The organism is Acetobacter sp. DmW_125128 (assembly GCF_008704325.1).
Lineage (GTDB): Bacteria > Pseudomonadota > Alphaproteobacteria > Acetobacterales > Acetobacteraceae > Acetobacter > Acetobacter oryzifermentans.
In genome coordinates this window covers 1-21419 of record NZ_VHOP01000056.1, presented here as the reverse complement: position 1 = coordinate 21419, position 21419 = coordinate 1, and the positions used below count along the sequence as shown (strand labels likewise).

30 protein-coding genes are annotated in these 21419 nt (G+C 54.4%); 2 read left to right on the top strand and 28 right to left on the bottom strand.

Annotated features, from left to right (window positions below; genetic code table 11):
- The 27 genes from FKW19_RS14155 to FKW19_RS14035 all read right to left on the bottom strand — a co-directional run.
- Positions 1-1757 (bottom strand): phage tail length tape measure family protein (locus tag FKW19_RS14155; protein ID WP_193561202.1); only part of this gene is annotated, 1757 nt, incomplete at its 3' end.
- On the bottom strand, positions 1750-2481 hold the full coding sequence (locus FKW19_RS14150; RefSeq protein ID WP_089179687.1) for an HK97 gp10 family phage protein: 732 nt from the start codon (positions 2479-2481) through the stop codon (positions 1750-1752). The genes FKW19_RS14155 and FKW19_RS14150, both read right to left, overlap by 8 nt.
- A gap of 3 nt (positions 2482-2484) precedes the next feature.
- Positions 2485-2844, bottom strand: a complete 360-nt coding sequence (locus FKW19_RS14145; protein WP_238331288.1) for a hypothetical protein — start codon at positions 2842-2844, stop codon at positions 2485-2487.
- A 38-nt stretch (positions 2845-2882) separates the two neighbouring features.
- Positions 2883-3317: a hypothetical protein gene (locus tag FKW19_RS14140; protein ID WP_089179689.1), complete on the bottom strand. Its 435-nt coding sequence runs from the start codon at positions 3315-3317 to the stop codon at positions 2883-2885.
- Between the two features lie 90 nt (positions 3318-3407).
- Positions 3408-4652, bottom strand: coding sequence for a phage tail tube protein (locus FKW19_RS14135; RefSeq protein WP_089179690.1), 1245 nt, complete (start codon positions 4650-4652; stop codon positions 3408-3410).
- Positions 4653-4694: 42 nt separating this feature from the next.
- Positions 4695-5108, bottom strand: coding sequence for a hypothetical protein (locus tag FKW19_RS14130; RefSeq protein WP_089179691.1), 414 nt, complete (start codon positions 5106-5108; stop codon positions 4695-4697).
- Positions 5105-5545 carry a hypothetical protein gene (locus FKW19_RS14125; RefSeq protein WP_089179692.1) on the bottom strand — a complete coding sequence of 147 codons (441 nt, stop codon included), beginning with the start codon at positions 5543-5545 and terminating at the stop codon, positions 5105-5107. Before FKW19_RS14125 ends, FKW19_RS14130 begins: the two co-directional genes overlap by 4 nt.
- Entirely contained in the window at positions 5545-5868 is a 324-nt protein-coding gene (locus tag FKW19_RS14120) for a hypothetical protein (protein WP_089179693.1), read from the bottom strand. Before FKW19_RS14120 ends, FKW19_RS14125 begins: the two co-directional genes overlap by 1 nt.
- Positions 5868-6512, bottom strand: a complete 645-nt coding sequence (locus FKW19_RS14115; RefSeq protein WP_089179694.1) for a phage gp6-like head-tail connector protein — start codon at positions 6510-6512, stop codon at positions 5868-5870. Before FKW19_RS14115 ends, FKW19_RS14120 begins: the two co-directional genes overlap by 1 nt.
- Positions 6513-6514: 2 nt before the next feature.
- Positions 6515-7765, bottom strand: coding sequence for a phage major capsid protein (locus FKW19_RS14110; RefSeq protein ID WP_089179695.1), 1251 nt, complete (start codon positions 7763-7765; stop codon positions 6515-6517).
- Between the two features lie 50 nt (positions 7766-7815).
- Positions 7816-8559: a head maturation protease, ClpP-related gene (locus tag FKW19_RS14105; protein WP_089179696.1), complete on the bottom strand. Its 744-nt coding sequence runs from the start codon at positions 8557-8559 to the stop codon at positions 7816-7818.
- 6 nt (positions 8560-8565) lie between these two features.
- Positions 8566-9876: a phage portal protein gene (locus tag FKW19_RS14100; protein ID WP_089179697.1), complete on the bottom strand. Its 1311-nt coding sequence runs from the start codon at positions 9874-9876 to the stop codon at positions 8566-8568.
- On the bottom strand, positions 9864-11654 hold the full coding sequence (locus FKW19_RS14095) for a terminase large subunit (protein WP_089179698.1): 1791 nt from the start codon (positions 11652-11654) through the stop codon (positions 9864-9866). The genes FKW19_RS14100 and FKW19_RS14095 overlap by 13 nt, the downstream gene beginning before the upstream one ends.
- Complete coding sequence (locus FKW19_RS14090; protein ID WP_089179699.1) at positions 11644-12240, bottom strand: terminase; 597 nt, start codon at positions 12238-12240, stop codon at positions 11644-11646. Before FKW19_RS14090 ends, FKW19_RS14095 begins: the two co-directional genes overlap by 11 nt.
- 199 nt (positions 12241-12439) lie before the next feature.
- Positions 12440-12769, bottom strand: coding sequence for an HNH endonuclease signature motif containing protein (locus tag FKW19_RS14085; RefSeq protein ID WP_061342381.1), 330 nt, complete (start codon positions 12767-12769; stop codon positions 12440-12442).
- A complete protein-coding gene (locus FKW19_RS14080) occupies positions 12766-13398 on the bottom strand; it encodes a DUF3164 family protein (protein ID WP_019089289.1) in 633 nt (210 codons plus the stop codon). Before FKW19_RS14080 ends, FKW19_RS14085 begins: the two co-directional genes overlap by 4 nt.
- Positions 13399-13435: 37 nt before the next feature.
- Positions 13436-14311 carry a tyrosine-type recombinase/integrase gene (locus tag FKW19_RS14075; RefSeq protein WP_089179700.1) on the bottom strand — a complete coding sequence of 292 codons (876 nt, stop codon included), beginning with the start codon at positions 14309-14311 and terminating at the stop codon, positions 13436-13438.
- Positions 14312-14845: 534 nt separating this feature from the next.
- Positions 14846-15007 (bottom strand): hypothetical protein, encoded by a 162-nt coding sequence (locus FKW19_RS15485; protein WP_162870670.1) that lies wholly within the window; start codon positions 15005-15007, stop codon positions 14846-14848.
- 48 nt (positions 15008-15055) lie between these two features.
- Entirely contained in the window at positions 15056-15496 is a 441-nt protein-coding gene (locus tag FKW19_RS14070) for a hypothetical protein (RefSeq protein ID WP_089179701.1), read from the bottom strand.
- Positions 15497-15629: 133 nt separating this feature from the next.
- Positions 15630-15962 carry a DNA-binding transcriptional regulator gene (locus FKW19_RS14065; protein ID WP_089179702.1) on the bottom strand — a complete coding sequence of 111 codons (333 nt, stop codon included), beginning with the start codon at positions 15960-15962 and terminating at the stop codon, positions 15630-15632.
- Positions 15959-16339 carry a type II toxin-antitoxin system RelE/ParE family toxin gene (locus FKW19_RS14060; RefSeq protein WP_089179703.1) on the bottom strand — a complete coding sequence of 127 codons (381 nt, stop codon included), beginning with the start codon at positions 16337-16339 and terminating at the stop codon, positions 15959-15961. Before FKW19_RS14060 ends, FKW19_RS14065 begins: the two co-directional genes overlap by 4 nt.
- Positions 16340-16471: 132 nt before the next feature.
- Positions 16472-16663 (bottom strand): DUF2283 domain-containing protein, encoded by a 192-nt coding sequence (locus FKW19_RS14055; RefSeq protein WP_089179704.1) that lies wholly within the window; start codon positions 16661-16663, stop codon positions 16472-16474.
- An 18-nt stretch (positions 16664-16681) separates the two neighbouring features.
- A complete protein-coding gene (locus FKW19_RS14050; RefSeq protein ID WP_238331291.1) occupies positions 16682-17263 on the bottom strand; it encodes a hypothetical protein in 582 nt (193 codons plus the stop codon).
- A 107-nt stretch (positions 17264-17370) separates the two neighbouring features.
- Positions 17371-17496, bottom strand: a complete 126-nt coding sequence (locus FKW19_RS15980; RefSeq protein ID WP_255446458.1) for a hypothetical protein — start codon at positions 17494-17496, stop codon at positions 17371-17373.
- Complete coding sequence (locus FKW19_RS14045) at positions 17493-18641, bottom strand: hypothetical protein (protein WP_089179705.1); 1149 nt, start codon at positions 18639-18641, stop codon at positions 17493-17495. The genes FKW19_RS15980 and FKW19_RS14045 overlap by 4 nt, the downstream gene beginning before the upstream one ends.
- Positions 18634-19128: a hypothetical protein gene (locus FKW19_RS14040; protein ID WP_089179706.1), complete on the bottom strand. Its 495-nt coding sequence runs from the start codon at positions 19126-19128 to the stop codon at positions 18634-18636. The genes FKW19_RS14045 and FKW19_RS14040 overlap by 8 nt, the downstream gene beginning before the upstream one ends.
- Before the next feature lie 15 nt (positions 19129-19143).
- Entirely contained in the window at positions 19144-19602 is a 459-nt protein-coding gene (locus FKW19_RS14035; RefSeq protein ID WP_089179707.1) for a hypothetical protein, read from the bottom strand.
- 114 nt (positions 19603-19716) lie between these two features.
- Between FKW19_RS14035 and FKW19_RS14030 the strand changes: the two genes are divergently transcribed.
- On the top strand, positions 19717-19986 hold the full coding sequence (locus tag FKW19_RS14030; RefSeq protein WP_123809153.1) for a hypothetical protein: 270 nt from the start codon (positions 19717-19719) through the stop codon (positions 19984-19986).
- 124 nt (positions 19987-20110) lie between these two features.
- On the opposite strand, the gene FKW19_RS14025 is transcribed toward FKW19_RS14030, so the two are convergent.
- Positions 20111-20326 (bottom strand): carph-isopro domain-containing protein, encoded by a 216-nt coding sequence (locus FKW19_RS14025; protein WP_082179763.1) that lies wholly within the window; start codon positions 20324-20326, stop codon positions 20111-20113.
- A gap of 84 nt (positions 20327-20410) precedes the next feature.
- Between FKW19_RS14025 and FKW19_RS14020 the strand changes: the two genes are divergently transcribed.
- Complete coding sequence (locus tag FKW19_RS14020; protein WP_014457223.1) at positions 20411-21160, top strand: S24 family peptidase; 750 nt, start codon at positions 20411-20413, stop codon at positions 21158-21160.
- Positions 21161-21419: the final 259 nt, after the last annotated feature.

The window sequence follows — 21419 nt, the reverse complement described above, 5'->3', positions numbered from 1 at the left end:
TGTGCTTCCTTGGCCGGATCTTCCAGTGCTGCTGCCAGCGTCTTGGCAGCATCTGGTACCGTGGTGTTCATGACAGCAGCCAGATCCCGGCTGTCTGCTGTCAGACGCAGGATCTGGCTGGCATCCACCGTGGGCACAGCCGCAATGGTCTGCACCGTGCTGCGGCTGTCTGAGAGCGAGATATCCCCATACTGATCATGCAGCGCACGGGCGGCATTTTCAGCAGATGTGGCCATATCATTGTAATCAGCCCGCGTGGCACGCAGATGGGTGGAAAGTTGCGCAAGGCTTTCCTGCTCGCTTTCCGCATACTTGCCTACGCCAAGAATGGCCGCACCAGCCGCACCAGCTGCAATGGCCAGACCAGCAGGGCCAGATAAACCACTGACAACGCGTGTCAGCGCACCATCCAGACCGCCCATCACCTGCACCATATTGGGCACCTGATAGAACGCGGCCTGCAATGGGCTGCCACCAGCCAGAACCTGATCAAAAAACTTATGGGTTTCGTCTGCCAGAATACCCATTTCGAACGAGGTCAGCTTAACGGATGCCGCATTTCCACCTTGCGCGGCTTTCTGGCGGTTCAGACTATCTGTAGCCTTGCCCACATAGGCATCATATTCTTTCTGATTGATAATGCCTGTTGCCAACGCACTATCAGCTTCTGCAACGGCATTGGCGTAATCGCGTTCAGCCGCTGCCAGTGGCACAATCTTGGCCCGAATGGCATCGGCATCCGCAAAAGCGCCGGTGACATCCTCCAGACGGGATGCGCTCAGATCATTGCTGGGCAGGCTGATTCCCAGATTGCTGTTGAGATTGCTCTGGTAGGAGCTGGCAATGCTGGACAGAGCGCCATCAGATGCACGCTGCATGTCGGCATAATCTGCCGTGATATCCTGCACGCCCTTACGGTATCCGTTCAGGGACAGCAGGTTGCTTTCAAATGCTGCCCGCAGCTCACGCAGGGACATGACTTCTGCCATTTCAGCAGCAGAGAGCTTTTCCAGAACAGCAGATGCGCTGGAACCATCCTCACCCATTTTGGTGAAGGTTTCTGCCGTAGCCGTCTGTGCCAGACGCAGCTTTGCTTCTTGCTGCACCAGGGCATCAATCTTTTCCCGCTGCGCATCCAGAACGCGCGTAACATCTTCCGGATTGGTGCTGCCACTGCCAATGGCCTCAACCCCACGAGCATCCAGCCGGTCATACTCATCCTGTGCCAGACGGATCTGGCGCTGGATCTTGGAAATGCTGTCACCCGTCCGTGCAGCCGTGTTCTGCCAAGTCTTATCCGCACTGGTGGCGCTGCTGGTGATAACTGTAACCAGATCTTCAGCAGATTTTGTGGTATCGCTCAGGCTGTCTTTGAAAGACGTGTTAATCTTGTCAGCAGCTGTAATCGTATCTTCGGCAGCCTCACTAATGCCGGACAGGGCTTTTTCCGTGTTGCCTGCACCCAGCTGCACATCATGGGTGATCTGATCTACGCTATCCTTCAGGCGCCCAGCACTGGTTTCCAGTTTCCCGGTGCCAGATACAACTGCTTCAACCGTGCGGTTTGCAGCAGATCCAGCTGCCTCAAACCCTTCCTGATATGATTCCCCAATGCGCTTGCCACTTTCCACCAGTGCATCAGTTTTATCTAGTAGCGTGTCTATGCGTGCGCCAGCAGCTTCCGTGGGCTGTGCGGTCTGATCATCCACCACAAAACGGGTAATGACTTCATTGATAACCTCAGAAACTTTAGCCATTGGAAGGCTCCGTTAGCACAAGAGCTGGATACGTCATGACCTGCCCTGCCTGCCGATCCTTGCGGTTGCTGCGGCGCGGCTTACGCAGGCGCTCCCACTTGTTGTCTTTTGAATACGTCAGGCCGCTTTCAATCCCCTGCGCCTTCAGGATGTATGGCAGACGTTCGCCACGGGCATCGCGTCCATCTGATAAGGTCAGGAATTTGCGGGCGATCTTGAGTGTGGGATATTGTTTCATGGCCGCTTGCCGTGCGGCTTCCACAATCCCTGGTGGAATGCTGGTTTTCTGACCACCCGTATCAATCTTGCGGGCATATGGCATCGTATTCACGATTTCCACCGTGCTACCAGGCTGAATGGTGGCAGCTGGACGCGTCCACCATTCTCCATTCACACGCACCGCCCAACTGTCACGATAGGCCCCGCTGTGCACTGGCGAATGCTTCTGGCAGTAGTCCAGGGCAAATGCCGCAGCCTGCGCCAGATAGGAAAATACGTAGCGGACAATGCCACCATCCAGATTGACGTGCTCTTCCGTATCCCCCACGCGCCCATCTACAGCTGTGCGGAATGTGCTGGAGGCACGCCCAGATGTAATCAGTTCATCACGATTGGCACGGCAGGCATCCGCAGCCGCTTTGTGGAGGGCCGCAGAAGATAGACTTGCACGCGCAGAAACAATGATCTGTTTGCGCAGAACCTCTGCCATACGTGCCCGTGCCATGATCTATCTTTTCCTGAACGTGTGTTGCAGATCCTGCTTGATCTGCTGATTGCGGATCTGGAGGAATGTCAGATCCAGTGATTTGACGAGCTGGAACGTGAAATCTGTTTCCGCCTCACTCAGCCGCCGCATCTGGCACCAGCGCAGGATCTCGACATCTGCCAAAGGCATTGGATAAGACACGCCACGCGTGGCTCCCATACCAGCGCCCCAGCTTTCCACCCGATGCCGGCGCGTGCCTGCTACCCCGTGCCAGCACCGCCACGGCAGCAGATTGGCAGGCTCCGGATCGACTTTCCGGAGCCACGCATCATATGCGTCTAGTGCACGCGGTGGTGGGGGCTGAACAGCACAGGCCGCCACAACCGGGCCGTCTATCAGATGCCAGCGCAGGGCGGCTATTAGTTTCCCTCAGCGGCCTGCATCTGCTCTTTGGTGGCACGGCCAACAGATGCCGCCGCCTGCAATGCCAGAGCGAGCAATGCGCGGTTTTCGCGATGCGTGATCATTTCCTTGAACGTGGAAATATCAATCGGAGTGCCATCATCGTTTTCCAGACCCTGCACATCAATCAGGCATTTTTCGCTCAGAGCCTGTGCCTGACACGCATCATCCATGGAGGGCGGCAGGTTGTTTTCATTTACCGGCACATCCGTTGCAGACAGGCCAGCATTGTAACGGATGGCAGCAGCACGGCGCAGTGCCCACAGACGGTCTGCATAATCTGTCGTCATGCCTTTGGTGACGATGGTGAACTGGTCTGTCACGCCAACGGTAACAGGCGTGCCCTCAGCAATAGCTGTTGCGTTGCGCGTAAAGGAGGAAAGTTTGGCCATGGTTAAAACCCTGTGAGTTATGGGTGCAAATAAAAAGGGACATCATAGTGTGACGCCCCTTGGTGAAACTGGTTTTGACGTAACGAACGATCAGGAGCCGGTGGCAGGAACGCCGCTCAGAGGCACAATGGCGAACGTGCCGCCTGAAGCCGTGGGGTTGCCCTCAATATCAAACGAGACCTTTACGGTCTGATTGGTTTGCGTCGTGGTGACCTTAGCATTCCGCAAGGCCGCATTCAGGAAGATGAAGGCATAGCCATTGCCGCTGTCATCAACAGTCTGGACAATAATTTCACCCTGCGTGCCATTCAGCGCATCATTGTATTCATCCCAACTCCGGAAATAGAATTCAATGCTGCCGCTGGCCATAAACTGACCTGTGCGCACGCCGCAGGCACTGGCATGGCCCATGCCATAATCATTGGCCGCACCGTTACGCGCCAGCGTGCAGGTAAACTGCGTGACGCACCCGGCAGGTTTGTTGCCGTTAATGGTGCAGCCCAGAAAATCGTTGACAGAGTTGTGAACTTTTCCAGATGGCGCAGGCAGAACAGCCGTTGAAACATCTGTGGCAGACAACACTTCATCAGCACTGGTGATATCAACGCTAACCGTATCAAACTGCGCCTGCTGGAACTGTATCTGCATCTGGGTGACCAGACTGCCCGGATATAGCAGGAACTGGCCCAGCAGTTTTTTGCGGAATGTGAACGTCTTATCCAGATTGCCGTTCAGGCATCCCCCCACGGAAATCGTATCACCGTTGGCAGATTTCACTGTGCCCGTAACGGACGGGCCTGCAATCAGGCTGAATGTGCCTGCGGTGTTGTTTTTGGAACTGAACGCAAAAATGGCGTTGTTCAGATTATTGCTGGGAGAATTGATAACAATCGTGCCCGCATTGGCCACGAATGTCGCCATCCATGCAGACGTGCCTGTGCCACTGATGGTCAGTGTTGAACCCGTGATGGTGAAAAACGTTGTGCCAGATGTCTGGGTGGTCATGGGGATGATATCAGCACCCAGGACACCTGCCAGTAGCGCATCAAACGTGCCAGACGACAGAGCGCCGGAGATTGTGCCGGATGCTTGCACCTGTGTGACCACAGATTGCGAGACCTCCTTGACGGAATTGATTTCTTCCGGACGTGCTGTGGTCTGTGAGCGCGACAGGGTTTCACCCGTGATGCGCAGGGCCTGATAGTTGCCTGTTGGCGGCGTGCCGTAGGTTGCCTCCAGCGCGAAATCCACACGCGTATCATTGGTTTGCGCACCGGCGGCCAATCCCGCTGTGGCTCCAGTAAAAGCCATGATTACCTCAATAAAAAAGGCCACCCGAAGGCGGCCTGTGTTGAAAGAATGGAGAATGCTGGAGCGTTAGCTGGCAGGTGCCGTTTCAGTGCCGGATGTGGCCGGTGCGGCTACGGGCTTTTCATCCACCGGCATCAGGCCGAGACGGAAACCCATATACTGTGACATGGACAGGCACAGATTGGACGCATCGCACAGCGTGGAAACAAGCTGTTGTCCATCTTCCACCCACGGTTGATCTGTGCCGCCAACCTGCGCCAGCACGCTGTAGGTTTTGCCCTTTTCGGCATCCGTAACGGACGAGAAATCCGGCAGCCCACGCACTTCATGGTACAGCCATGCGCCATAGCGCAGACCGGGGCTAATGGTGGGGGCAATCAATGCCAGAGCAGCGGTGGTGCTTTGTGCTTCCACCATGGCATCAGACAGACGAAACTGGCCGGAATTGGCTGCTGTTTCGATAAGAGCAAAGAATTTCATGAGGTTTGTTCCGTAATGTTCTGCCAGCGGTAATCCACCATCAGCGTGGCGACATACCAATTACCTGTCTGACCAAGAAAAGAAGGTGGCGTGTAATTCTGGCCTTCGTAAAACAGGCCAGCGGGCCAGCGTTTATCCGGATCTACCGGCTGGGTGCGAAACGCTGCCTCAAACGCATTCATGATGGACAGCGCCGTGGGTGTGTTCATCAGGCCCTGTGGTATCCAGAGCATGATGCAGATCTGGCCACTTTCCTGCGCCTGCTTATCACCCAGCTCCAGGCTTTCTATGCTGGAGGACGCCAGATCCAGAGCTGCGAAGGCTTTCTGATTACTGGAAAAATCCCAGGTCAGCGGATCTCCAATCAACAGGCCCAACTTTGCTGCCACGGCACTGGCACGGGCATAAGCATCATTCCAGACTGTTTCTGAGGGCATTAGTCGCCTCCTGCTGCAATCAGCGTCCAGCCGCAGATGGTGGCACCGTCATAAACGGGTGTGGCATCTGTCAGCGTGTAGGTTTTGGGGCCATCCTGAAGGCGGCACTGCGCCCGTGGCGTCACGTTGGCCGCGTTCAGTTCATCCGCCAGTGTCTGGGCAATGAATGCTGCCTTAGGCATGCCGTCTGCCAGCTGTGAAGATTGCGGCGGTGGCGCATACGCACGCAACGTGACCGGATTGCTGCCATCCCGTGCTGTGAGCACCATCTGGCGGCCCTTGGCCATGATCTGGCGGCGGCGTGATTGTGTGATCCAGCCCATTACAGATGCGCCCCGCGATAGCTTGCAAGCATATCGGCCACCTGTTGCGGCAAGCCGCCTGTGCCTGAAGCGATGTTCCAGCTGGTGGAACCCACGCCCTGCACGCTTTCCGATTTCAGGTTGGGATCTCGCCCTGCCCCTTGCACCATGGCCGCAGCAGCCAAGACCGTGGCGCGTGAAATGGTCTGTGGCAGTGTGCCTTTGTTCACCGTGCCATCCTCAGCAACCTGCGGTGGTGCGTATCCGGCCGTATAAACGGCATTATACACACCATGCTGCCACCTGCGCCGCGTTGGTGTGGGATGTGAGAGGATGCCTGCCCGCTTATCCAGAACGAGGTCTGAAAGCTGATCAGGCGTCCACTCCTGCCCGTTTCGGGAAATGGAGGAAATGGAAACTAGCGGCCGCACTGAAAGAACAATCTCTTTCAGCAGGTCGCCACCTTCAATGACAAATTCCTCTGTCCATTCTCCCGAAAGCAAGGGGCTGCCGATGTAATCCAGCACTATGCTGGAGGCATCCATCAGCTTGCCTGCCAGCATGGTATCTGTGGTGCCATCAGTGATGCCCAGCTCTGCCTTCATATCCGCCAGCAGGGCCAGCGGAAGCACTGTTGACGGGCCTTCCAGCGAAAGCGTGTGCATGATTAGCCGCCTGCTTCAGGAGCTGCGGCGGCCTTCATGACCAGTTTCTTGATCGGCTGAGCCGCAGACGGCAGGCCACCACCAAACCGCGCATATCCGAAGAAGCCGGTTTGAAGGTAATCAGCATACCGTTCGTTCAGGCGCACAATGGACACCTGTTTGGTTACGCGGAACTTGTAGTTCTTCATGTTGCCAAACAGGATCGGGGCACTCCCTGCCGCCACGTCCGCCATGCTTTCATTCACGGCAATCGGGAAGCCTGCCAGCACATCCGGGCAATCCACCTGCAAGGACGGGATCCAGAGCGGACGGCCTTCGTTATCCTTCAGCAACGCCAGAGACTTGACCGTGTTGTCATTCATCATGAACACGGCGCCAGTGCGATACGCACGGTTTACGCTGTGCTTCAGCTCCATGATGTCCTCAAAGGCAATGGCATCACCCGCAGAGGTTGGGCCTGCCGCTGCGGCTGTTGCCACACCCATGGGCATGCCGTTGCCGGTGCCATTGGTCAGATCATCTGCCAACGTGCGCCCGAATGCTGTGCCCAGCGCGGTGGTGATGAAGGCATCCAGATCAATGAAGCTGTCTTCCATGAGTGTCCATGGGACAAGCACGGCATCCGTGGCATACAGAAACGCCTTCAGGACGGACTGGCCAAAGAGCATGGGGGACTGCCCGATCTGACTGTTTTCCCCAATGATCCGGGCACGGCGGCTGGTATCATCATTGGTAGGCCACGGCAGATCTGCACCTGTTGCGGTAGCAACCTCATCAAACAGATCCAGAGCCGAGAAATAATCCTTTAGTGCAACCAGAAGTTGATCGGAAAAGGCAGGCGGCACCAGATAACCACCGGCAGGCCCTGTGCCTGTGCCATTGGCATCATTCTTGAACTGGGACTGAGCCGCCGACATGCGCTTAACAACATAATCCCGGTCTTCGCCTGTCAGGCTGTTGATGCCGCCCAGCAACCATGAAGCAAACACACGCTTATGGCGGCGCTCTTCATCTTCCTGTTCATCCGGGCTGGTGCCGTTGTCATCTGCGCGGTTGGCAACGCCCTGCGCCAGTGTGCGTTCAGCATCTTCAGCACGTTCAATGCGATCAATCTGTGCCTTCATCTGGTCAGCCTCAGTCATCATGGCATCAAACTGAGCCGCTTGCTCGGCTGTCATGGTGTCGCCAGTAGTCAGAGCGCGTGCGTCTTCAATCAGCTTCGCCCGTTTGGCGCGCAGTTCCTTGGATTTCATATTCTCTTGTCTCCGGAAAAAATGGGGTGGCCGCTGTTCAGCAGCCGGTGTCAGTTTTCAGCTTCAGCCAGCTGAACGATGCGGCGGCGTGCCGCGATATCGGGCACTGACAGCGTATTCTGGGGCTTTTGCTGAGCAGTGGGCTGTTTGGTGAACATCCCGGCCTTCAGCTGCATTTGCGCCTTGTTCTGGCTGGCATCCGTAATGCTATCAATAAAGCCAGCCTCTTTGGCTTCCTGCGCCGTAAACCATGTTTCTGCGTTCATCATGTCCGCAATGGCTGGCACGGTCTGGCCGGTTTTCCCTGCATACAGGCTAGCAAGCTGGGCATCTATCTTGGCAAGCACTGCGGCTGTTTCCGTCATGTCGTTCTGATTGCCGACTACAACGCCCCAGGCATTGTGGATCATCAGAAAGGCATTCGGGGCCATGCTGATGGTATCACCCGCCAAGGCGATGAAAGAGGCCGCAGAAGCAGCCAGACCATCTACCACAACAGAAACCGGGCCATTGTGCGCCTGCAACGCGGAATAAATGGCCAGACCGTCAAACACGTCACCGCCAGGGCTGTTGATGTGCAATTCAATCGGCCCAGGGCCAACACTGACAAGGCTCTGCGTGAAATCCTGCGCGGTGACGCCCCAGAGGCCGATTTCATCATACAGGTAAATAACGGCAGACTGATCAGCTGCGGCACGCGGCCGCACGTCTAATGTCTGGGGCAGACCAGCCTGCGCACACGTCAACAACACACGGTTGGAAAACCGGGCTGCTGGTGAATTATGTCGGTACATGTTGCCTCATTCTTTAGCAGGCGTGGGTGGTGCAGGATCTTTGATCTGCTGTTCCAGCGGCACATATGCGCCATTGATGAACACCGTATCGCCACCAGAGACTGGCGCCCGGTTATCCTTTGCCCTGCCTTCGTTGATTGTAAGCTGGCCGCTTTGCACCTGCGCTGCCGTGACCTGGGCCGCTTTCAGCGGATCCATGGAAAGCAGCCCTTCGCGGTCAAACTCCGCAAAGAAATTCGTGCCTAAAAACAGCTTGGCGTTCAGTTCACTCTCAATGCGTTTAAGATCCGCATCCAGCGTGAAAATCAGATAAGCCAGCGTGTTTTCTGCAAGGCCCGTGCCCCATGATGTGCTTTTATCCGTGGCATTGAGCATATGAAGCGGCACCCCGAAAAAACGGGAAATATCCGCCACCTGATAACCACGGGCCTGAATGGTTTGCAGATCCTGCGGACTTAACTGGAATGGAGTATATTTCGCACCATCATCCACAATGATGGTTTTGCCCCATTTACCAACACCCGAATAATTCTGATCCAACTGCGCCTTCATGCGCCTGAAGGAATCATCATTCATGCGGCTGGGAACCTGCATTACCCCGCTGGGCAATGCAGCATTCTGGTGCATCCGACCGGTGCGTTCTTCCATCGCATGCGCAAGACCAATGGATCCACGCGCAAACGCCTGAATGCGCGATAGACCCTTCACACCATCAAAACCGGGGCCGGGTATGTGGATCATATCCTCTTGCAGGACAGTTTCCACAGTGCCGTCCAGATGTGTGCAGACGTAGTAATTTACACCCGGTTTGGCAGGTAAGCGCACCACCTGAACCTGCCACGGCATGAAGGTTTCAAACCCGATCACCCGTGCAGCGCCGTCATACCGTATGGCGCTGTAATGGTTTCCCCATAGCAGCACATTCAGGCCCCACAGCTCACGCCAGACAAACGAGGTTAGGGAACGGCCCGGATATGGCACTGTATTGAGCAACGGAACCAGCTTGTGGTTCGGCTGCAATTCCCGCTGGCCGCCCGGATGCTGTTTCCAGATCTTCAGTGGCAGACCGGCAATCACACCGGCTTCCAGCGTCACGCACCGATACACGGCAGAACAGGCCATGGCCGTGCGTTCCGTTACCCGTGGCGCCCAATCCATACTCCGGCCACCAGGGTATCCCAGCCATTCCGACCAATCTGGAATGTCGGTAAGCGGTGTGCTGGGATTTTCCGGGTTGCCAGAGGCAAAGAACAAGGGTTCCTTACGTTCCTGCGGCGTGTTTTGACCGCCGCCGAAAATGCTGTTCAGGATTCCCATAGTTCCTCACGGTCATAAATACTCTGGATCGGCGGCTCCGGGTTCCGGCTCATGCAGGCCACGGCATCAAACAGCGCCATCAGCGGGTCGATCTTCTTGCCGCCTGCCATCTGCTTGGTGATTTCGATATTGTTGCCCTTGGCCTGCGCCTTTGCATTGCCAACCGCCCAGGCCATGATTGGACGCGCCCCATGGGAAAACGTGCCATCCGCCAGCTTGCGCTCCAGCGTCTTGATGGCCCCGGTCATTTTCCAGCCCTGGCTGATCCCGACAATCCGCTCCTGCTCAATGCCACGGGCATGCAGGGCAAACACAATTTCAGCCACACCCGCAGGATCCAGCCCAACCATGGCCAGCTTGCCGGACTGGTCGATCATCTCCACCACATCCGCCAACTGCCGATTGTCATCACGCATTTCATGGACAATGACGAGATCACCCTGCTTCTGGAAATCCAGATAGCGCGGCGCTTCCTCCTTGCGGTGCTTCAGCACGTCCTGAAATACCCAGCTACGCTGCCAGTGCAGCCAATCGCCACTTTCTTCATCCCGGCCGAGCACAGCCAGAGATAGAAAATCGTCCAGACCGCCGCCATCAATACCGCAGACAATCACATCAGAGCATTCCAAGATCAGATCCAGCTTGACCAGCGGATCACCCTGATGTTCCCAATATTTGGCCCCTGCCCATGCCTTTTCGCGCAGGGACATGCCCATTTCCACATTCAGGTGCTTGGCCATCCAGACGCGCAAAACGCCTTCCCCAGCCTCTTTGGCTTGGGCGTATCTGTCTCGCAGGAACTCATCCGATACTGACACCCCCAGATTGGGGTTGGTCATGTACCAGTTATCCGGATTGTGCTCGCCTTTCTTATCCAGAATTTTCTTGGGAAATTCATAGATAACCGGCAGAAACCGGGGCGAATTGATCTTGCCGTCCCGCACGCCACGCGCATATTCCAGGCGGCTCTTGAACACACCGGCAGGCTCTTCATCCGACTGCGTGCTCAGGTAAATGATGAAACCTTCCGGACGGGATGCAATGCCGCCAGTGGCTTCCATGAGCATGTTCTCGGCCGTTGGCTTCTTGCCGAACTCCCACAGCTCATCCACCAGAATGCCGGTGGCTTTCTTGCCCACAACGGAAGATCCATCAGCCGCCACAACCTTGAGTGTCGCCCCGGTTTCACGGTGCGTCACGATGCGGGTGTAATCCTGCACATGGAACAGGGCATCCAGTTCAGGGTCTGCCTTGATCATGTCCCGCGCAGGCTTGAAGGCGTTGTCTGCGGCTTCCTTGGTTGGTGCCAAGATCAGAAACTCGGCCGATTGCCGCCAGTTCAGGATCAGAACCGTCAACATCACGCCCGCCGCAATGGTGCTCTTGGTGTTTTTCTTGCTTACCAGCAGGAAAAACTCGGTGATCATGCGCTTGCCGGTTTCCGGGTCATATGAACCGAAAATGGCGGCGGCAAAGTCCTTCAGCCAATCACGGCAGGATTCACCAATGGTCGGTTCACCCAGCACATCCATGATCTTCAGGGCATTGAAAACAGCCATCCCCTGCGCAGCGGCGTCCGGGAAAAGCGGATCACATGGCACAAGGCTTTCGCCCGCAATGATGCGCTTTTCCCAATCCCGGCAGGCTGTGCTCCATGACAGGCCCGCCTTGGCCGCAGGCGCTGCCTTGCGCCGTGTGGTGGCTGTCCCGGTCTTTCGTGCGGTGGTTGCCGCCTTGCGCTTGCGTGTTGCGGGCTTTTTCTCGGTTTCACTTGCCATTGTTCACAACCAGTTTGGGGGAAGACATACGCGAGAACTTGCCGCTGGCTGCTTTCTCGGCAGCTTCCCGGCGCTCTTCCTTCACGCCCTTCTTTTTTCCGGAACCCGTGACGCCCATCATGTGGGTTTGCCTCAGCTTGTGCAGGCTTTCCGTGCGCTCTTTGATAGTGATGGCCTTCAACATCGCATCGCGCCGGCGCGATCCGGTATCGTCTGCTGTTTCCAGCTCAATCGCTTTGGAAATCTCGCCAAGATGGGATGTCGTATCCTCAAGTTCACCGAGCAGGCGCGACACCATTTCATCCATACGTTCATCCACGTTGGCAGCAGATCTGCGCCCGGTGGATGGTAGTTTCTCCCGTGGTAGAGCGGGGTTGCGCTGGGGATTGTGCGCAGGTTGGTGCGCAGTTTTGGTATTTTTGCGCACTTTTTGCGCAGAAGTGCGCACCCATCCACCGGACGCAATGCGCTTGCGCAGCGTGCTTTCGGCTACGCCATGTTTTTTTGCAATTTGGCGGTTTGACAAGGCTCCTGCGCGAAAATCAGCCTCTATCGCGTGCCAATCCGTGTCAGTTTTCTTGGGCATTCCCTACCATCCCGCGCAACAAAAGTGCGCACTTCAAAACGCTGGAACGAAAAATTTTTCACGCGTGCCACTGGCGCGGTTCAGGTGCCTTGGGGCGATTATACTTTTACCCCTCCCCCTACCCGCTGGACGCATGGCATGGCAGCCGTGCATGACGCGGCTGCATACCATCGAAAAAATGGCAGAAAACCGCCGTTTTTCAGTATTCAACGGCGTTTCGTGCTGCCCGCGCCCGTGCGGTCTTGGCGGTATGGCAGGATCCGCAAAGCAACTGGACGTTGTTCTCGTCCAGCGGTGCGCCGCCATCCTTCAGCTCCTGAATATGATCCCCAAAGAGCCGCGTGCCAGTGCGGCCGCACTGTTCACAGCAATGCGGCCGCTTGCGCTTGATGGAAGCCATCAGGGCACGCCACTCAGGGCTTGTATAAAAGCCGTCAGCGCGTTTGGGTGGCTCTTTGGCTATGCTGGTATCCAGAACGCCTACAAGCGGCCTCATGCACGTCAGAACGGCTTTCTTGCGGCTGCTCATGTGGTGGCCACGTCCAGCTTGGACAGGTCGAACGTCACCAGCTCCCACTTGGCATCTGGCGATGGCCGCCGGTGCAACCGCACGTAATCCTTGGTCACGTCCACGCGCACGCTGTCAGAAATCGCCTGCATGCCGCGCTGCCATTCTTCATCGTCAATCTCCAGACGCCGGAGCGCGAGGATCTTGCCCACGTTCATGCTGCCCTGCTTGTCCACGTCAAACGCATCCAGCACCACAGCTTTCAGATTGGCGTTCGCGCCCTCAGACCAGCGGTTCAGGCAACTATGGATCAGCGTTTGCGCCGCCTGAATTTCAGGGCCAAACGAAATGACGTTGCCGACCGCCACAGTCACGCGCAGCGTGCCATCGTAGCTGGTCAGGGTGACGTTCCCTTTGTCGCTGCCCAGCTTGGTGCTGTATTGCTCGGCCACCAGATCCAGAAAGGCGTTGATCTCCGCAAAGCAGAGCCGCTTGAAATCCATCATGAACTGCCGCACCGGCTCGGCTTCACGGTGCAAACGGCGCACCAGCTCATCTTGCAGCTTGTCAGATGGCCGGACATTCGCTTCCGGCACCAAACGCCCGCGACTGTCCTGCATGAAACCGTCAGGCACGGTTTGCATTGTCATTCTCCATCGTTGTCAGAAACGCCCGCGCCGGTTGGCGTCAGGCCAGAAGGTCAGCGCCCGCCGCGTCTGCGCTGGCGTGGCTGTATCGTGTTGTCGTGGCCAGCGAACTGTGGCCGAGCTGGGCCTGCACCCAATGCACCGGCTGCCCCGCGTCCAACTGGTGTGACGCAAAAGCATGGCGCAGCCAGTGAGCAGAGACATCAGGCGGCAGGCCCGCTCGTTTTGCGGCCCGCTTCACAACGCGATCCACAGCGCGTTCATGAAGCGGGCCGCCATCGTGGCCGGGGATAACGGGCGCATCAGGCCCAACATCAGACCGCACAGCCGCGATCTCTTTCCACAACGATGGTGAAACCTGCACATGGCGGGTTTTGCCACCTTTGCCGAAAACCGTTGCAATGCCGCCCGATTGGCGGCGTGTCATATCGCGCCAGCGTAACGCGCAGGCTTCTGAAATCCGCAGGCCGGTGCCGTAAAGCAGCGCCAGCAACGCATGGCGGCGCGGATCCTTCTCACCTGCCAGCATGGCCAACACCTGCTGGCGCGAAAGAATGCGCTCATTCAGATTGTCGCGGCCACGCTCCATGCGGAACGCAGCGCCCGCATCCTGCGGTAGAAAGCCCAGCTTGTGGCCGTAGGTCAGCAGCGATTTCACGGCGCTGATCTTGCGCCGCCGCGTGCTGTCCGCCGCATCGGCCATGCTGTCGTTCCATGCCTGAATGTCAGCCAGGGCAACATCTGCCATCGGCTTGGCAACAAAACGGGCGAACTCCGCAACGTTGGTGCGATAGGCCCGCACCGTGTTGCTGCTACGGTTGTGCAGCCACGTTTTGACCAGCGGAAGATCCGCACGGTGAATGCCATCATCCGGCACTGCTGGCGCGGTCGATCTGGGCTGATCACCGCTAACCATTTGATTTCCCTATATTATCGGGTCATTTCCAACCCTCAAAAACCGTCAGATAACAGAGATTATCTGACGGGTTTGGGGGGTGTTCTGCGGGTTATCTGACACCTTGGCGGGTATGCCGTGTCAGATAATACCGCGTTATCATGACGCCTTTTATGGCAGTTTGATTGCGTGAATAACTTGCGCCAATCCAAACAGAATAGAGGTAATGCCGATTGAACTGATTGCGATAGCAATGCTGATCGAAATCATGCGCGGCATAGGCCTGTCATATTCCATGAGATATTAGTTTCCCCTTGCAGCCCTAATTAGAGCTGCAACAGCAAATAGGATTGCTACAAGCCAAAGCGCTATGAATCTCCAAGTTTCAAGATTCTGCATTACTTGTACAAACTCCATAAATGCGTTAAAATCTCGCATATTCATTCCTGGTGATGTCAGGGGTGGATACAAGAAACCCCCGCGCTGCTCGAACAGCCGGGGGTTTCGCTTATCTGTTATGCCGCGCTAGATAATTCCGCGTTATCATGACGCTTTTTACCGACATGCCTGAATGATAGCAGCCACGCCAGGGAGTGCTTTTTCGATAGCAAATGCGAGACCAGTGATTAGACCAACAAGCATAATCACGGTGAAGCGCCATGCTTTAATTTCATTCATGACTTGTACCAAACGCCAGAGATCTTTAAGATCAGGCATGTTCATTCCTGGAAAGGTCAGGGGTGGACAAAAGAAACCCCCGGCTGTTCACGCAGCGCGGGGGTTTCGCTTAATTGCATCAGGTTTAAACCCGTAAACGAGCCACCAATTCTGGCTACGATTCCAGAAACTCGGATGAAGAGTTGACTTAATGATGCCCGGCGGCAACTGCTCGCCTACACGGGAAACAATCTCTCGATGGATAGCCTCATCCACACGCACCATGACCTTCTTACCGAAACACACGCTGGTGGTTTCGTTAAGCGGATTCAGGCGCGAAAAAATTTCGTGTGAAAACTCCGCACAGCATGCCATTGCCATGTCAGCCCCCGCATGTGGTGGCATAGTGACATCAGAACGATGGTGCGGAAGGCTGGCAGGCCGAAGCGGGACAATAACGGCCCCATTCTTGGAGACTGCCACAATCAGAGATGGTTTCCCGGAAGACAGAACAACGGCACCCCGGCAGAAATTCTGCCCGTGTTCCATTGGCTCATCTTTTCAGAAGACACAAAAAAAGCCGTGTCCCAGATGGGCACACGACTTCGAAGAGGATACCAGAACTAACCGGTTTAGGGGTACCCGTCAACCGTGAATTTCAATTCTGCCTTACTGGGCAATTTCATCCATATTTAATGTCAGGACAATCTGTCTCCCTTTGAGATGCCTCAAGCAAAAGCTTCTGTATTTCTGCGGGATGGCGGTCAATGAGCATCAAGTAAGCACGCATAGCGCCTAATGGCCGGGAGCGACCCTGCTCCCAATTGCGAACCTGGGCAATATTGAACCCAAAAGTCGAAGCAAATCCATCTTGGGACAAATTGGTCTTCTGTCGAACCGCCCTGACATTAATTTCAGGCGGCACATGCATGCGGGCAGGCTCGGCGTCTCCCTTTGCCACGGAGAGAGCTTCGACCAGACCCTCTTGGATCTTTTCGAATGCTGTCTTTGTCATGCTCTTGTGCTCACTTTCACGATTTTTTCTGCGTATGCCTCTACAATCTGTGTCGTCAGTTTTGCCAAACAATTACATTCAGATTGTGAGAGATTCTCGCATTCTCCTTTAGAAAAAACAGTCAGAAGAAAGAGTGGAAGATTAGGTCCAGAGAAAAAAGTTATGGTTCTATAGCCACCGCTCTTACCTTTACCTCGCCCTTGCACTCTTACTTTACGGCAACCACCAGTCCCCTTGATCACATCACCCGCTATTGGATTTTGCGCCAACATACTGACAAGCTGTGTAATTTCATCTTCCGTCATGCCAACATCTTTAGCTGCACGCCGAAATGATTTTAGCTCACAGACAGAATGAAGAGGTGTTGGTTCGTCCATGAACCGAACGGTATACGCATTTTGCGTATACCGTCAATCATAACCTACGCTGCGAGAGATGACATTTTCATGGGGCAGTATTCTCTCACGGAGTTGCCGCATTACGCCAACTTCATGAGAGATTGAGTTCAATTATGAATTTACGCTACCTTTTGCAGTGCGTTCACGCACATCCAGAACTTCAACCCCTATCAGTTTGCCGTTTTCATCATAATCTAGCATCACACCCGGGGATACTTCTTCTGTTCGAACAGATTCGGCATTTTCGGGTCCAAGCCAGATAAACATGGCATCTGCTTCAGGATCATAGCTCGTTTTAATCATAAGCCATCTACTTCCCAATCAGGTTTGTATAGCCGCTGGCACAGAAGACCAGTCAGTGATTAGGTCATCGCGCGCTTCATGCATCTTAGCATATGCCTCAGCCAACTGTTCCAGCAGAAGATCAATCTTACCTGCCAATCGCACCATATCGTTCTTGCCAACTACTTTTTTTATCGGCTGCCCATCTTTATCAAACTTTTGCTTAACCAAAGCCAAAGCCAAAGCCATTTCGTTCAGAGATAGGCATTCAATCATCACCGTGATCAGAATACGTTCACTAACTTTGCCAAGATGTTCTTCAATATAATGGCACCGATCAACCGCTGCCAAACGGGAAAGAATGGCATACTCTGCATCTGGCTTGCCGCATTGCTTGGAAGCCTGCGGATCTTTCCCACCAAGAATGCCGGTTTCATAGTCTCGTGCCCAATCTTCTGCTGCACGCAGTTGAGCATCAGAAATACTACCTACCTTATGCAGGGCATACACGGCCCCTACACGCAAACTGTAATGCGGCTTACCGTTTTTCTTCAGTCGCACTTCCACATCTGTAAGGTCGCATTTTTCCAAGCGTTCTGGTGTAGGGGGTAATTCCAACATGTTGCCACTCTCTCTTTCTTAGCCTATCATTTGGCATACGTAAGAGGATGTGGCGTTCTCCTGCGTTGAACCTGAGCTGAAACGGCGCAAAGAGGCTGGATAACAATTCAGCATTCTTTGCGCCGTTTTTGTTCCTGGGCCAACTTGGCCCGCAGGTCTTCCATTGCATCAATCGGGTTGGGCTTGCCTTCAGCCCTCAACCGCAGGTTTCGCAGCAACACACGCAGGCTCATGCTGCCACCTGTGCGGTTTGCTGGTGCATGAAGTGCTGCTGATACGCGGCTTTCTCAAACGGCACGGGCGGCAGGCCATTTTCCTGCGCCAGTTCTGGCCAGCGGCGCTTTACGGCCCCAAAATCTCGGCAATCGGTAAACGCATCCTTCCAAACCTTGGCGGCCTTGGCCCATGCCTGCTCGAACTTGGCGTTTTCCTTAGTTATCTGCGGTGTTTCGGGGGCTGTATCCTGCGCTTTCGGGCGCAAGTGCTGCACCTCTATGCCGCGCAAAACTGCGGCTTCAAACACCTTTAGCCGCCGGGGTTCCTCACCATTCTTGCGCATGGCCTCGGTATGCTCCCGAATGGCGGAAATAATGGTATCTGGCTCTGCGCCCTGTCCCATCCAGCGGCGCACGAGCGAGACCGCATACGGCGCCTGATCGTTCATGCCGGTCGTGGCAATCACGCGGGCTACTGTCTGGGCCACCTGCTCCTGAGCCAGTGCTGGGTTTTCGGTTTCCCCAGAAATAGAACTAGAAGGAATATTAATATCTCTCTCTAATTCTAGATCTATGGAAACCGAAGAAACCGAAGTTTCATAACCCAAACCCGTGATAGGTTTTTTGCTTGGGTTTTCTGCAGCACCTTTGCCGCCATCTACAGTGCTCATCAGCGGTATGCTGCGCTGGGTGGTGTTCATCACTGGGTTCTTGCGTGGGCGGCCGCCTTTTTTACCGTTTTCACGCGCTGCCATAGCCTTGCGGCTGATACCTTCAGGCACATCACAGCTTTCCTGCATCTGCTGCCAGCGGGCATCTGCTTCGGCCTTGGCAGCTTCACGCTCTTCCTTGCGCAACAGGCGATCATACAGGTGTGGGCTGAACAATGCGCCTTCATCATCCCGCGCCAGAAAGCCGCGCTGGATGAGTTGTGGCAGCACGCGGGCCAGCACATCCTGATGCAGCCATGCCTGCACGGCAATTTCCGCATCAGTCAGCACATACTGGCCAGAACGAAACACGCAGGAACGTGCCTCTTTCAGCGCGTCACGCAGGTTTTCGAACACGCCGCGATATTCGGAAGGCATGGAGCGCACCATCTTGAGCGATGGCAGATCATCCCGCGCAAAGTCCTGAATATGTGGGCGGATCAGGTCAGCCATCAGCTTGGCCCTCCCCTTTTACAGAATACGGCTTGCCCAGCTGCTGGATGGTATGAATACGGGCCAGCGCCCGCTCCAGCACATGCTTGGTTTTTGCCATTTTGGGTGCAATTTCGTTGGCTTCCTGCGGATCAATCACACCGTCTTCCAGAATGCGGATAGCGGTGGAGACCATCTCTCCCGAAACCATGCTGTATTCGCTCATATCCCGGCCAAAATCACCGGGGCCAACGTGCATGGGCAGCACAACATACCCCAGCGCGTGCGCCATTTCTGAAAGTAGAATGGGCTGCTCAGCGCATCTGTCCATATCTATGGCAACGTCCAGAGGGATAACGGTTGGCTGATGCCTGCTGGCATAGGCTTCCAGCTGGGATTTCTGCACGCGCGTAAAACCGGCTGCTGCACGAAAATCTCCAACGGCTTCAACCGCATGTTTTGTGGCTGTTTTGATAGACGCCAGAAAGCGATGGGAAAACGGAATCATGATGCCGATACCGTTCTATTTTGATGTGCGGGCAGCGGCGTTGTCGCCCCTGCCCGCTTCGTCCATCATGTTCTTGCAACTACAATGAAAGGACGAATTTTTATGAAACCGACTACGGAAGAACTGGAACGCCGCATTTCCGAACTGGAGAGTACGCAGACTAAGATTTTGGAAGCCCTTAAGGGCGCCAACATTCTCATTCCCGGCCTGAACGCTCCGGTCGAAGAAGGAAGCATTTACGACAGAACTGATATCTGGAAGGACTGAAGATCCAGTCTTCACAAAAGCAATCAAGCGCGATGCCCCACGTTCTAACTCTGCCCATGATTTAGGCATCGGGTGCGGGCTGAGCAGAATTGTCTGCAAGGCCCACTTGCGTAGGGTTTGCTCATTGCTCAGGCCTTCGCTCCGGACGCCTTCCGCATGACGGCTTCCGGCCTCTGCGGCATGGTTGGTTTCATGAGAATCAGTCATGCCACAACTCCAGCAGTTACGTTTTTCTGGAAATCAGGGGTGCCAGCAGCGGCATTGATACCGCTGCTGGCTACGTCCATCATGGGTGCGTCAACAACATGAAAGGACGATTCTATGGAAAACTTACGAGGCCATCTTCTTGCAATGGAAATAATTATGGCCAGAATGATAGCAAATACTGCCCATACTACAGGCCGAAATGCTGAGTGGCTTGATGCAGAGCTGGCGCTGGTTAAGGAGCAGCTTTCAAGTATATCCTGCGAAAATTCAGACGCTGATCTTCCGGCTGTTTCAGTTGCAGGAAAAGCGGTAGCTGAGACTGTTTTTTCCTCAGCAAAGGCACAGCTGGACGGCTCAGGAACAATATCATTCAAAATTCCCTGAGACCTTAACGGTTGCGGGACAGCATGCACGATAACGGTATCGCCTCCTGCACCTGTTTTCCGCCGGACACTATCCGCGTGACGGCTTCCGGCCCCTGCGGCATGGTTGGTTTCATGGAAATCAGTCATGCTGCAACTCCAGTGCTTTCAGGCTTAGAGAAGATATCTGGACGCAGTTTTTCGCGGCTAAATCCGCTAGCTACTTCCAATGGGATTACCCAATGAGCAGGCACACGCCCCTTAGCTTTCCAGCTTTGAACGGTGGAAGGTGGCAAATTGAGCGTTCTAGCCGCTTTTCTGGTGCCACCCATGGCAGTTATTGCATCACGAATAATCGACATAAGATTATTGTGCGTCTTTTACGCACAGACCGCAAGCGGAATTTACGCACTGACATGTGCGACACTATCGCACAGAATAGATAAATGAACGAGATACATGTCACCCAACGGTTGAAAACCCTTAGAAATCGCGCCGGATATACCGTCCGAGAATTTGCAGAAGCTTTGGGATATGAAGATAAATATTCCTCATATCGCACATACGAAACGACTTATAAGCGCGAATTTCTTCCTATACCCATGGTAAAAGCTATGGTGCCGCTTCTAGTTGATCGGGGAGAACCCCCTATCACTCCTAATGAAGTCTGGGGATTAGCTGGCGTGTCAGCCGGGGAAGATGGCCTCACGGCAACAGTAGAACGCGCAGAAGAAGCAAATTGTAGTAGAAAACCACAAAAAGGATCCGTCAGGATAAGAGAGTTCGATATATCTCCACAAGCAGGAGCAGGTGCATATATTGATGAGCATTGTGGACTTGCTGAAAGCCATGTTGTGTTAGGTGCTTGGGAAATACCTAAAAATTATATCGAAAGTTATTTACCAAACTCAGAAAGTCTAGCGATTGTTCGCGTGGTGGGAAACTCTATGGAACCCGAATTAAACGCTGGGGATAGAGTTTTGGTTGATACAGACCATAAAATACCAACACCAGATGGCATGTATGTTATCTGGAACGGATTAGGTATTGTTATCAAACAATTACAGGTTATTCCACGCTCTAATCCTCCCAGAGTAAGAATTATCAGCGTAAATCCAACCTACCCTGCCGATGAAGCGCTCTTGTCAGAAATCGTTGTTAATGGCCGTGTAGTAGGTAAATGGACGTGGAAATAAGTTTGGTTAATTAAATGATTATTTTTATTACTTTTATTTTCATATCATCCTCAATAAATGCCTTTTTAGCATACCGCCTAAATAGAAGTATTACTCAGTGGATACTCGCTGGAATAATATTTCCATTTTTTTCATTCGTATTGTTGTGGTCTTTACCTAAAAGAGGAGAAAGCAAGGTCGATAAGGTCGATAAGGTCGATAAGGTCGATAAGGTCGATAAGGTCGATAAGGTCGATAAGGTCGATAAGGTCGATAAGGT